Here is a 12,018-nt window from a genome sequence, read left to right as displayed (position 1 = left end):
GTCAGCCTTTCGCCTTGTCCATCTGCTCGACGAAGCGCTTGAACAGATAGTGGCTGTCCTGGGGGCCGGGTGAAGCTTCCGGGTGATATTGCACCGAGAAGACCGGCTTGCCTTCGATGGCGATGCCGCAGTTCGAGCCGTCGAAGAGCGAGACATGCGTCTCGACCACGCCCTGGGGCAGGGTCTCGCGGTCGACCGTGAAGCCGTGATTCATCGAGGTGATCTCGACCTTGCCGGTGGTGAAGTCCTTCACCGGGTGATTGGCGCCGTGATGGCCCTGATGCATCTTGCGGGTCTTGGCGCCGAGCGCCAGCGCCAGCATCTGATGGCCGAGGCAGATGCCGAAGACCGGCTTGCCGGAGGAGACGAGCTTCTTGATCTCCGGCACCGCATATTCACCGGTCGCTTCCGGATCGCCAGGACCGTTCGACAGGAAGATACCGTCGGGATTCATCGCCAGGATGTCGTCGGCCTGGGCGGTGGCCGGAACGACAGTCACCTCGCAGCCGGCGGCGGTGAGGCAGCGCAGGATGTTGCGCTTGAGGCCGTAATCGACGGCGACGACCTTGTGGGTGGCGCCATTGCCAGGCTGATAGCCGGTCTTCCAGTCCCAGGTCGTCTCGTCCCAGTCCATGCGCTGGGTCAGCGATACGTCCTTGGCGAGATCCATGCCGACGAGACCCGGCCATTGCGCGGCCATGGCTTTCAGCTTCTTGAGATCGAACTTGCCCTTGGCGTTGTGGGCGATGACGCCATTGGGCATGCCCTTTTCGCGGATCAGATTGGTGAGGGCGCGGGTGTCGATGCCGGAGAGGCCGGCAATGCCGCGGGCCTTCAACCACTGGCTGAAATGGCGGTGGCTGCGGTAGTTGGCGGGATCGGTGACGGCGGCCTTGACGACGCAGCCGCGGACGCCCGAGGTGGCGGCGAGATTGGTGGTCTCGATGTCGTCCTCATTGGTGCCGACATTGCCGATATGGGGGAAGGTGAAGGTGACGATCTGGCCGGCATAAGAAGGGTCGGTGAGAACCTCCTGATAGCCGGTCATGGCGGTGTTGAAGCAGACCTCGCCCACCGCCTCGCCCTCGGCGCCGAAACCTTGGCCCTCGATGACGGTGCCGTCGGCCAGAACCAGGAGCCCGGTAATGCGCGGCGTCTCCCAGTCGGAAAAGGACGGGCGCGCAGGTTTTTTCGCCGCCCTCGGTTTCGCCGACCGGGCAGGGGCTTGCTTGGCCATGGACTCACATCTCCTGAATTTGCGTTCTCTTATGGGCAGGGCCCGGGGCCGTCAAGGTTGCGCTCAAGCCGCTCCCGGCGTATCTCAACCCCTTTACGGCTAAGGATATTCCCATGGGCCTGCGCGAACAGATCAATGACAGCCTCAAAGCGGCGATGAAATCGGGCGATAAAAGGCGGGTTTCGACGCTCCGCCTGATCAATTCCGCCATCAAGGACCGCGATATCCTGAACCGCACGGCCGGGCCTGACGCGGGCGTCAATGATCCGCAGATCGTCGAGGTCATGGCCAAGATGGTGAAAACGCGCCAGGAGAGCCTGGAAATCTACGAGAAGGCCGGGCGCGACGAGCTCGCCACCCAGGAGCGCGAGGAGATCGCGATCATCCAGGGCTATATGCCGAAGCAGCTGTCCGACGACGAAGTGAAGGCGGCGATCGCCCAGGTCATCAAGGACACCGGCGCCAGCTCGATCAAGGACATGGGCAAGGTGATGGGCGCCCTCAAGGCGCAGTATTCGGGCCAGATCGATTTCGGCAAGGCCGGCGGCGTGATCAAGGGGTTGTTGGGCAGCTGAGCCCGCGCGTTGAACCTCATTGACAACGAAGGCACCGTTGGCTATCCGCACGTCATGATCAAGACCCTCGTCATCACCGGAATGTATTACGCGCCGCTTCAATAGCGGCGGGGTGCTTTGTCGTCCTTCAACCGCTGCTTGGCCAGCGGTTGTGATCCTCCAGACAGCTCTGGCTCGGCAGCCTGCCAGCGGAGTTTTCTGAATGCCTGCCCCTCAAGATATTCCCCATCGGCCTCATCGCCGCTTGTCGCTTGGCCTCATCGGCTTCGGCGCTTTTGGACGTCTGGCCGCCTACCATCTTTCGCCTCACTTCGATCTCCGTGCTTTCGATCCAGCCTTCGCCGGGAGCGCGGGACTAGCCGAGACGGCCGGATGCGAGGTCGTGGTGATCGCCGTTCCCGTTGCGCGTATGGCGGACACGCTCAAGGCCATCGCCTCGCATGTCAGGCCTGGCGCGCTGGTTCTCGATGTCGGATCGGTGAAGGTCGAACCGGCGCGGCTCATGCGGGAGCTGCTTCCGCCCCATGTCGATATCGTCGCGACGCATCCGCTGTTCGGACCGCAAAGCGCGCGTGACGGCGTGCGCGGCCTCAAGATCGCGCTTTGCCCGGTAAGGGGGAGGCGTCACCGGCTCGTGGCTGCCTTCCTGCGGATCGCGCTCGGACTCGAAGTGATCACTACGACGCCTGATGCGCATGATCGGGACGCCGCGCTTTCGCAAGGGTTGACCCACCTGATCGCCAAGGTGCTCGTCAGAATGGAGCCGCTGCCGGATCTGATCACGACACGCAGCTTCGATCTGATTTGCGAGGCTGTGGAGATGGTGCGTCACGACCCGCCGCAAGTTTTCGACGCGATCGAGCGCCTGAATCCATATGCCCTGGAGGTGCGCCGCCGCTTCTTCGACCTTGCCTCGGCTCTCGATGCCGAGCTGCATCAGCCGCCCGTCGACCTACGCCATCCGCCTTTGGCGAGGAAGAGCGATCACCCTCGCGCTTTGAGCGGCGTTTCGGGAAACATCAGCCCGCCGCCGGCATGAGCGCAGGTCGCAGCGGCGACCTGCATCGCTTCGGTGAGGCATTGGCGCCAGGTTTCGGCATTGCCCGGCAAACCCTGGCGCAGGATGAAAGCGATCACCGTGGCGAGCGTCGCATCGCCGGCGCCCATCGTGTCAACGATCGGTTTCGTTTGCGCGGCGATCGGGACCGAAACCGAGAGACCGGATCGGGTGCGGAGGCTCGCGCCTTCACCGCCATGTGTGAGCAGCAAAGTTTCGACGCCGAGGCCGAAGAGGCGGTCGATCGCGGCGTTGCGGTCACCGCCATAGAACAAGGCCGCATCCTCATCACCGAGCTTCACGAGCACGGCCTTCGCCATCGCGCGCTGGGCGCCGGCGCGATAGGCGGCCATGTCGTGAATGAGGCGGGGGCGCGGATTGGGGTCGACGACGGTGAGGCCCTTTGCGCGGGAGAATGCTGCGATCAGATCATCGGTCTGGCGCGCATCGTCGAAAGGGAAGGAATTGACGGCGACCGACGCAGCGTTTTCAACCGCGTTCATCACCTCTTCGGTGAAGGCGATGCGGCGGCGATACATCTCCGGCGTGAACTCATAAGTCGGCTCGCCATTGCGCCGGCGCGAGAAGGCGACGCCGGTGAAATCGACATTGGGCGCATTGAAGATGGCGACACCTTCCTGGCGCAGATAGCGCTCGAGCAGGAAACCATAGCGGTCGAGTCCGAAACGCGTCACGAGGCCTGAGGCGAGGCCGAGGCGCGCGAGGCCCACGGCGAGATTGAGCGCGGCGCCGCCGGGCAGATCATCGACATGGCCGGGCGCCAGCTCGACCGCGTCGATGATGCCGTCACCGATGCTGATTGTCGCTGGTCTATCCGTCATTTCCCTTCTCCCGCGCTAAGCGTGGGAGAAGGTGGCCGATAGGCCGGATGAGGGCTCTTTCGGAAGGCAGGCAGAGCTTTCGAACGTTGTTGCGTCGGAGACAAAGAGCCCTCACCCGCCCTTCGGGCACCCTCTCCCATTGCTGCGCAACTGGCGAGGGGGAAAATGGGCGAGTGAATTGTCATTGTCTTACTGCAAATTGGTATGACGATGCTGCATGATCTTGTGCGCGTCGGGCAGATCGCGGGCGAGGGCGAGAATGACGCTGTCGAGCAGAAGGAGGCAGGATTGCTCGAAGAGGCTGCCGCCGAACTGCTCGGTCGTCGCGACCGGCACCGGCAGCACGATATCGGCGAGGCCGGCAAGTGTGGCTTTGGGCTTGTGGGTCAGCGTCACGACCTTGGCGCCCTCCTGACTGGCGATGCGGGCGAAGCCGACGCTGACCGGGGTTTCGCCGGAGCCCGAGATGACGAGCAGCGCATCACCGGTGCGGATCGACGGCGCCGAGACTTCGCCGACGAAATGCACAGTGCGACCAATATGCATGAAGCGCATCGCCGCCATCTGGGCGACGAGGCCGGAGCGACCCTGGCCGGAAAAGAACCAGCGCTGCTTCGGATCAGCGAAAGCACTAACGACCTTGGCGAAGGCTTCGGCGTCGAGGCGGGAGAATAGCTCCGCTATTTCCTGTCCCACGGCCAGCCACGGCCGGGTTCGGGCAGTCTGTCGCGGATCCATTGTGATACCTCTTTCGGATTAGCGGCCTCGGTGATGGCGCTGCCGACGACGACGATCTCAGGGCCGACAGCGATCACCTGGTCGAGCGTCTTCGGCCCGATGCCGCCGGCGAGCGAAACGCGGAAACCCTTGGCGTGCATCTGCCGCACCGCATCGATATGCGATGTCGATGTATTGCCGGCGAGGCGCGCATCGGTGGGGGAATGGACGGCGACATAGCCGAAGCTCTCCGGGAAGGTCGCGTTCGCGGGGAGAAGCTCGGCCTTGCCGGATTCGGTGATGGTGTCGACGATGATGGTGGCGCCGAAATGTTTGGCGCGTTTGCCGAGCGTCTCATGGGTGGCGCTGGAGGCGCAGGACAGCACCGTCATGAAGGCAGCCCCGGCGCCGAAGACCATGTCGGCTTCGAGCTGTCCCGCATCGACGGTCTTGGTGTCGGCAAGCACCATCACATCCGGGCACAATTCGCGCGCGGTGGTGATGGCGGAGACGCCGAAACGTTTCAGGAGCGGCGTGCCGATCTCGACGATATCGGCATAGGGCTTGACCAAAGAGAGGAGGGCCAGGTGTTCAGGCTTGTCGAAAGCAATCTGCAGAAGCACGTGTTTCCCCAGCCTGTTTATTTCGTTTCACTCAAAACCCTCAAGCGGCAAGACCTCTGTACCTGAATCATGCTTCGAGGCTCGCTTCGCTCGCACCTCAGCATGAGGGGGAAGATCGTGGTTAGCTTAAAGCGCGCCGGCGCCTTTCTTCAAGGAAATTTCGGACCGCGGGGTCCGATTCCAGTCCGATAGCGCGCAGATAGGCGTCATTGGCGGCCGCCTTGTCGGAGAGACGCGCCTTAAGCTCGGCGCGCGCTGCCCAATAAGGCTGATAGTCGGCGAGGCGTTTGTCCTCGGCGATGGCGTCGAGCGCGGCCAGGCCTGCGGGCGCGCCGCGCAGCTCGGCGATGACGACGGCGCGATTGAGCGCCACCACCGGCGAGTGGGTCAGATCAAAGAGCCGGTCATAGAGCCGCTCGAGCGCCGTCCAATCGGCGCGGCCGGTACGCCGGCGGATCGCATGCGCCGACTGGATCGCGGCTTCGAGCTGATAGCGCCCGATACAATAATGACGGCTCGCTTCGCGCAGGAGACCGTCGGCTTCCTCGATCAAGGGCGCCTGCCAGCGGGCTGGATCCTGTTCCATCAAAGGCACGAAGTGGCCGGCTTCGTCGCGGCGCGCGAGGCGGCGCGCATCGAGATGGAGCAGCAGTGCGAGCAGACCCAGCGCTTCGGGCTCCTTCGGTAACAGCTCGACGATGAGACGCGCCAGCCAGATCGCTTCATCGGCGAGGCCTTTGCGCTGGACGTCGACGCCCAGGGGATCGGCCCAGCCGGCACTGAAGGCGGCATAGACAGCAGCGAGCACCGCGTCGAGGCGTTCCGGCAACTCATCGCGATCAGGGATACGGAACGGAATGCCGGCGTCCTTGATCTTGGCCTTGGCGCGCACCAGGCGCTGGCTCATGGTGGTGGGCGACACGAGAAAGGCCTGGGCGATGGTTGCCGCGTCGAAGCCCAACACAGTCTGCAGGATGAGCGGCGCCCGCATCCGCACATCGATGGCGGGATGGGCGCAAGCGAACATCAGGCTCAGGCGTTCATCGGGTATGTCGCGCGGCTTGTCGTCCAATTCCTCGGCGAGCAGGAGCAGATGATCCCTGCCGCGCTCGGCGGTGAGGACGCGGCGATTGTGATCGACGAGCTGGCGCCTGGCGACGGTCAGAAGCCAGGCCTCCGGACTTTCCGGAACGCCGCTTTTCGGCCAGCGGTTCAGCGCTTCGAGAAAGGCTTGCGCAAGGGCATCCTCGGCTTTCGCGACATCACGCGTGCGGGCGGAGAGATAGGCGACCAGCTTGCCGTAGCTCGCCCGGGCGACATGCGCGACAGCGGCGGGCGGCAGGCTGGCCGGTTCCATCATGCGGGCTTCGGCATCATCCAGAGCGGGCGGACCTCGACACTGCCCTGTGTGGCGCCGGGACAGCGCGCCGCCCATTGCAGGGCTGAATCGAGATCGGGCACATCGATGATGAAGAAGCCGCCCAACTGCTCCTTGGAGTCGGCATAAGGACCGTCGAGCACCGTCGTCTCGCCATTCACCTGGCGCACCGTCGAGGCGGTCTCGACCGGTTGCAGGCGATCGCCGCCAGCCAGCACGCCGGCGCCGATCAATGCCTGGGTATAGGCGATATAGGGGGCGGACATGTCATTGTCCGTCCGCGTGAAGCGGCTTTCGTCACGATAGAGCAAGAGCATGTATTTCATGGTTCATCTCCCGGCGATCCTGATTGATCGCTGAACCATAGTCGTTTGAACTGGGGCGTGATCGACAAAGGCCCGAAAAAATTTAACCCCTCTCTCCCGGCGAGAGAGAGGGGATTATGTGAATCACACGATGGTGGTCGTGACCTGGACATTGCCCTTGGTGGCGTGGCTGTAGGGGCACACGACATGGGCTTTCTTGACGAGGTCTTCGGCCTTGGCCTTGTCGACGCCCGGCAGGCTCACTTCGAGCGCCACCACGAGGCCGAAGCCCTGCTTGTCGTCGCGTTCGCCGATGCCGACATTGGCGAAGACTTTCGCATCGTCGGTGATCTTCACCTTCTCCTTGCCGGCGACAAATTTGAGCGCGCCCAGATAGCAGGCGGAATAACCGACCGAAAAAAGCTGCTCGGGGTTGGTGCCGGTGCCGGAGCCGCCCATTTCCTTAGGCAGCGTCAGCTTGACGTCGATCTTGCCGTCATCGGTGCGGCCTTGTCCGTCGCGACCACCGGTTGCGCTGCCATGTGCGGTGTAAAGTGCTTTCATCACAAGTCTCCTTCGATATTGGGGGGCGACTATCTCATGCCGTCCGCCGGCTCGCAATCGCCACGCCGAGTGCGGCGATGCCCATGCCGATCCAGGCGATGACCGGCATCGCTTCGCCGAGGATCGGCCACGCCATCAAGGTCGCGACCGGCGGCACGAGATAGAAGAGCGACGAGACGCGCGAAACCTCGCCGGCGCGGATCATGGCGAGCAGCAAGGTCATCGAGATCACCGAATTGCCGATCACCAGATAGGCAAGAGCGGCCATGAATTCGGGCGACGACCAGTCGACGTTCAGCGTCTCGGTGGCGAGCGCCAAAGGCAAGGTGCTGGCGAGGCCCGCCGTATATTGCACCATGTTCGAGACGATCGGATGATGACTCATGCCGAAGCGTTTTTCCCATAATGTGCCGCCGGTGATGCCGAGAAGCGCGCCGATCGAGCACAGAATGCCGAAGATGCTCTCCGATTTGACGGCCGACTGTCCGAGGATGACGGTAGCGGCGCCGGCAAGACCCAGAACGAGGCCCAGCCAGCGCAAGGCGCTGACACGCTCGCGTGCGAAATAGGGCGCCACCAGTCCGACCAGGATCGGCTGCAGGCAAACGATGATGGCGACGGTGCCGGCGGAGGCTCCGGCATTGAAGGCGAGATAGCAGAGGCCGAAATAAATGCCCTGGATGAGGAAGCCGACGAAAGCGATATGGAACCATTGCGCAGGTTTCGTCGGCCAGGCGGGGCGCATCGCGATGGCGAAAGGCGCCAGGATGATGAGCACCACGGCGTAACGCAGAGCGAGGAAGGTCAGAGGCTCGGCATGCCTGATGCCGAGCTTGGCGATGCTGTAGCCGCCCGACCACAAAACGAGAAAGATGGCGGGTGCCAGCAACAGCCAGAGCGGACGGCCCGGCGCCGGCGATGTGTCATTCATGCGGAGCGCACCGCGATGTAGTCGGCATAGACGCCGTTGGAATATTCCGCCGAGACGAGCTCGAAGCCGGCCTGCTTGATGAGGCCTTCCATGATCCAGCCATAGGTCGAGTGCTCATCGCGGATGTGGCAGGCGACGGTGGCGCGGTCATAGCCGGTATTGGCGATCATCCAGTCGATCCAGCCTTCCGCGGTGCTGGGTAATTCGGCCGACGTACAGGAGAAGACGACGTCGCGGATGAAGAGCTTGCCACCGGGCTTCAAGGCTCGAGCGAGGCGGTCGAGGGCGACGCCTTTCCATTGGTCGGGCAAATGGTGCAGCGCGAATTTGGTGGTGATCAGATCGAGGCCGGCAGCGGGAAGATCAAGCGAGAGAAAACCCGCATGCTGGGTCGTGACATTGGCCAAGCCCTTGGCCGCGGCCCGGCGGCGCGTGGCGGCGAGCATGGGAAGCGACACATCCACGGCATGGACCTCACGGCACAAGGCAGCGGCGGTGCAGGCGAGAAGGCCGGTGCCGCAGCCGATATCGGCCATGATGTCGGAAGTGCCGAGGCCGAGCTTCTTCAGAAACGTCAGGTCCTCGCCGCTATCCGCCTGGCGCTCGTCATAGGTCGCGACCTCGGCCGCATCGGCGAAATCGGTGCCGACCTGCTTCAGATCATCGTAATACCAATCGGGTCTTTGCATGCGCCATGGTCGCAGAGGCGGGTGCCGCGAGCCAGAGCAGGCAGCGGGCGGATAGCATGCGCCCGCCGCATGGGTCGTGCGAAATAGCGTCGTTGGGATTACGCATCTTCTCCTTCCCCCTTGCGGGGAAGGTGGCTCCCACGGCCTTGGGCCGTGGGAGTCGGATGGGGGGCGGGTGCTCTGGAAATTACGAATAGAAAAAATCTGCACCACCACCCGACCCCCACCCCCGCCCTTCAGGCGTACCCTCCCTGCAAGGGGGAGGGAAAGAAGTCGCGTGATGAGCGCGCTGGACGGGCGACACATGCATTCACCCCCGAGACTCACTATATTGTCGGAGGTTGAGGAGTGATGGCCATGGCACCTTTCGATTTTGCGGTATCGATCGCGCTCGGCATCGGGCTTGCCTCGGCGGTGGGCTTCCGGGTGTTCCTGCCGCTGCTCATCACCAGCGTTGCCGCCTATGGCGGCTATATTCCCGTGAGCGACGGCTTTGCCTGGCTCGCGAGCCCCGCCGCGGTGATCATGCTGGGTGTCGCGGCGCTGGCCGAGATCCTCGCCTTCTATATTCCGGGCGTCGACAATCTGCTCGACACGATCGCCACGCCCGCGGCGCTGGTCGCCGGTACGCTCGTCTCGGCCGCGGTGATGGCCGATCTGCCTCCGTTGGTGAAATGGACGGCCGCCATCATTGCGGGCGGTGGCGCCGCCGGCATCACACAGGGCATCACCACGCTGGTCCGGGCCAATTCCACCGCCTTCACCGGTGGCCTCGGCAATCCGGTGGTGGCGACGGGTGAGCTGGGGGCGGCGACGCTTGTGTCGCTGCTGGCGCTCGCCGTGCCCTTCGTGGCGCTCGGTGTCGTCATCCTGTTCTGCTTCTATGCGGTGCGAACGATCCGCAAGTTCCTGCGGCGTCAGCCCAAGCCTGAAACCCAGGGAACCGGATAATCCGGACGGCTTTCTCCTTTTGTTCGCCGCTATTCTGTTGAAAGACTGTGCATGGCCGATTTGGCCTTAGGCTTGATCCCCGCTTTTGTGGTCTTGGTAGCTCATGAGATTTCCTCCCACCTTTCTTGACGAGATCCGGGGCCGCGTATCGGCGTCCACGGTGGTGGGCCGGCATGTGCAATGGGACCGGCGGAAGTCCAATCCAGGACGCGGCGATTTCTGGGGCTGCTGCCCGTTCCATAATGAAAAGACGGCGTCCTTCCATGTCGAGGACCGCAAGGGCCGTTATCACTGTTTCGGCTGCAAGGCGTCCGGCGACATTTTCACGTTCCTCGTCGAGAAAGAGGGGGTGAGCTTTCCGGAAGCGGTCGAAAGGCTCGCCCAGGAAGCCGGCCTGCCGATGCCCAATGTGTCGGAAGAGGACGTCCAGCGCGAGAAGCTCCGGACCACGCTTTATGACGTAATGGAGCTGGCGGCCAAGTTCTTCGAGGAGACGCTGCATTCGGCCAAGGGCGCCAAGGCCCGCGGCTATCTGGCCGACCGCGGCCTGAGCGGGGCCATCCAGCAGGAGTTCCGGCTGGGCTATGGGCCCGACGACCGTTCGGCGCTCCGCAGCCATCTGGCGGACAAGGGCGTCACCGTCGAGCAGATGGCGGAAGCGGGGCTCGTCGTCACCGGCGACGACATTCCCGTCGCCTATGACCGGTTCCGCGACCGGGTGATGTTCCCGATCCGCGATCCGAGGGGACGGGTGATCGCCTTTGGCGGCCGCGCTCTGTCCAAGGATGCGCTCGCCAAATATTTGAACTCTCCCGAGACGACGCTCTTCCACAAAGGCTTCGTCCTCTACAATCTCGACAAAGCGCGCGGGCTTGCGCACCAAGCCGGCGAGATCGTGGCGGTCGAGGGCTATATGGACGTGATCGCGCTGCATCGCGCCGGCATCGGCCATGCGGTGGCGCCGCTCGGCACCGCGCTCACCACCGACCAGCTGGCGCTGCTGTGGCGGATCGCGCCGTCGCCGACGCTGTGTTTCGACGGCGATGCGGCGGGGCTCAAGGCCGCCTACCGGGCGCTCGATCTGGCGCTGCCGCTGCTCAAGCCCGGCCATTCGCTCAAATTCGCCCTGCTGCCGGAAGGCCAGGACCCGGACGACCTGCTCAAGAATGAGGGCGCCGAGGCGGTGAAAACCGTGATCGCGGACGCCCGGCCGCTCGCCGATGTCCTGTGGGCGCGCGAGGCTGAGCAGGCCCGCATCGACACGCCGGACGGGCGTGCCTCGTTCGAGGTCAGGCTGTCGGGCCTGGTGCGCGAGATCGGCGATGAGACGGTGCGCAAATATTATGGCGAGGATATCAAGGCGCGGCTCGCCCGCCATCTCGCCCCGCAAGGGGGCCCCTCGCTCCGGGGCTTCGGGCGGGGGCGCAGCAAATATGTGACGGCAAAACCCCTCATCCAGGCGCGGCGCGGCCCCCGAGCCCGGCCGCTGCCGCATGATTTCGCCTCGCCCGCCAGCGCCGGCCTCAAAGCGAGCCCCTTGGCCCAGAAGAGCGGCGGCCAGCATGAGCAGGAGCGCCGGGAGAAGCTTTTACTCCTAGCAATTATCAATCATCCGGAACTTTTGCATGATTTTCTGGATGATTATGCCGCAGCGGAATTCATTTCACACGAGCTTGACTCGCTGAAGCGGCAAATCATAGATATGGCCGCCCTGGCAGAAGGTCTTGACGGATCGTCTCTCAGGGGCCACCTGAACGATAAAGGTCTTGGGCCGGTCGTGGCCCGCCTTGAAAGCCAGGCGGTACGTCTGAACGAATGGTTCCTGAACCCCGGTGCTGCGTCTGCGGACGCCCGGACAGCGCTTCGTCAGATGTTCGCCCTGCACAGGAAAAGTGTAACTCTGGATCGGGAGCTCAAGGCTGCCGAGGTGCAATTCGCCGCCGATCCGACGGAGGATAAGCTCGTCGCGCTCAATCAGATCCGCGAAGAGCTGGCATCCCACGCCGGAACGGAAGCCCATATTGAAGGGTTTGGCGAGGCCTCGGGGCGCGGCTCCAACGCGGTTTAGGGCAAAGTGTGAACATGGATTGGCGCGTAATGGGCGGAACCGGTATCCACCCGAAGCGCGTGAGGTAAGGTTAGGAACGGG

The 12,018-nt window shown here is 63.7% G+C and carries 13 protein-coding genes; 4 read left to right on the top strand and 9 right to left on the bottom strand.

Annotated elements, in window-relative coordinates; translation table 11 throughout:
• Position 1 precedes the first annotated feature (1 nt).
• On the bottom strand, positions 2-1,237 hold the full coding sequence (gene carA / locus JHL16_RS13290; protein ID WP_200185323.1) for a glutamine-hydrolyzing carbamoyl-phosphate synthase small subunit: 1,236 nt from the start codon (positions 1,235-1,237) through the stop codon (positions 2-4).
• A 113-nt stretch (positions 1,238-1,350) separates the two neighbouring features.
• Here carA and JHL16_RS13285 point away from each other — a divergent pair, with 113 nt between their 5' ends.
• Together JHL16_RS13285 and JHL16_RS13280 are read left to right on the top strand one after the other, a co-directional pair.
• Positions 1,351-1,812 (top strand): GatB/YqeY domain-containing protein, encoded by a 462-nt coding sequence (locus JHL16_RS13285; protein ID WP_200185322.1) that lies wholly within the window; start codon positions 1,351-1,353, stop codon positions 1,810-1,812.
• 202 nt (positions 1,813-2,014) lie between these two features.
• On the top strand, positions 2,015-2,851 hold the full coding sequence (locus JHL16_RS13280; protein WP_200185321.1) for a prephenate dehydrogenase/arogenate dehydrogenase family protein: 837 nt from the start codon (positions 2,015-2,017) through the stop codon (positions 2,849-2,851).
• Here the strand turns inward: JHL16_RS13280 and JHL16_RS13275 are convergent.
• The 8 genes from JHL16_RS13275 to JHL16_RS13240 all read right to left on the bottom strand — a co-directional run bounded on the left by JHL16_RS13275 (position 2,797) and on the right by JHL16_RS13240 (position 8,918).
• Entirely contained in the window at positions 2,797-3,711 is a 915-nt protein-coding gene (locus tag JHL16_RS13275) for a PfkB family carbohydrate kinase (protein WP_200185320.1), read from the bottom strand. The two genes, JHL16_RS13280 and JHL16_RS13275, sit on opposite strands and share 55 nt — an antisense overlap.
• Before the next feature lie 189 nt (positions 3,712-3,900).
• Positions 3,901-4,407 (bottom strand): SIS domain-containing protein, encoded by a 507-nt coding sequence (locus JHL16_RS13270; RefSeq protein WP_200185319.1) that lies wholly within the window; start codon positions 4,405-4,407, stop codon positions 3,901-3,903.
• On the bottom strand, positions 4,392-5,051 hold the full coding sequence (locus JHL16_RS13265) for an orotidine 5'-phosphate decarboxylase / HUMPS family protein (RefSeq protein ID WP_137857446.1): 660 nt from the start codon (positions 5,049-5,051) through the stop codon (positions 4,392-4,394). The genes JHL16_RS13270 and JHL16_RS13265 overlap by 16 nt, the downstream gene beginning before the upstream one ends.
• A 121-nt stretch (positions 5,052-5,172) precedes the next feature.
• Entirely contained in the window at positions 5,173-6,411 is a 1,239-nt protein-coding gene (locus JHL16_RS13260; protein ID WP_200185318.1) for an RNA polymerase sigma factor, read from the bottom strand.
• Positions 6,408-6,755, bottom strand: a complete 348-nt coding sequence (locus JHL16_RS13255; protein WP_200185317.1) for a YciI family protein — start codon at positions 6,753-6,755, stop codon at positions 6,408-6,410. Before JHL16_RS13255 ends, JHL16_RS13260 begins: the two co-directional genes overlap by 4 nt.
• Positions 6,756-6,878: 123 nt before the next feature.
• Complete coding sequence (locus tag JHL16_RS13250; protein WP_200185316.1) at positions 6,879-7,298, bottom strand: organic hydroperoxide resistance protein; 420 nt, start codon at positions 7,296-7,298, stop codon at positions 6,879-6,881.
• Between the two features lie 34 nt (positions 7,299-7,332).
• Complete coding sequence (locus JHL16_RS13245) at positions 7,333-8,229, bottom strand: DMT family transporter (protein ID WP_200185315.1); 897 nt, start codon at positions 8,227-8,229, stop codon at positions 7,333-7,335.
• Complete coding sequence (locus tag JHL16_RS13240; protein WP_200185314.1) at positions 8,226-8,918, bottom strand: class I SAM-dependent methyltransferase; 693 nt, start codon at positions 8,916-8,918, stop codon at positions 8,226-8,228. The genes JHL16_RS13245 and JHL16_RS13240 overlap by 4 nt, the downstream gene beginning before the upstream one ends.
• A 357-nt stretch (positions 8,919-9,275) precedes the next feature.
• Between JHL16_RS13240 and JHL16_RS13235 the strand changes: the two genes are divergently transcribed.
• Together JHL16_RS13235 and dnaG are read left to right on the top strand one after the other, a co-directional pair.
• Positions 9,276-9,869: a DUF4126 domain-containing protein gene (locus tag JHL16_RS13235; protein WP_200185313.1), complete on the top strand. Its 594-nt coding sequence runs from the start codon at positions 9,276-9,278 to the stop codon at positions 9,867-9,869.
• A 103-nt stretch (positions 9,870-9,972) separates the two neighbouring features.
• A complete protein-coding gene (dnaG, locus tag JHL16_RS13230; RefSeq protein WP_200185312.1) occupies positions 9,973-11,937 on the top strand; it encodes a DNA primase in 1,965 nt (654 codons plus the stop codon).
• Positions 11,938-12,018: the final 81 nt, after the last annotated feature.

The organism is Taklimakanibacter albus (assembly GCF_016595235.1).
In the GTDB taxonomy this organism is placed as follows: Bacteria; Pseudomonadota; Alphaproteobacteria; order Rhizobiales; family Aestuariivirgaceae; genus Taklimakanibacter; species Taklimakanibacter albus.
The sequence above is the reverse complement of the archived record's forward strand: the minus strand, read 5'-3'. Positions and strand labels throughout refer to the sequence as shown.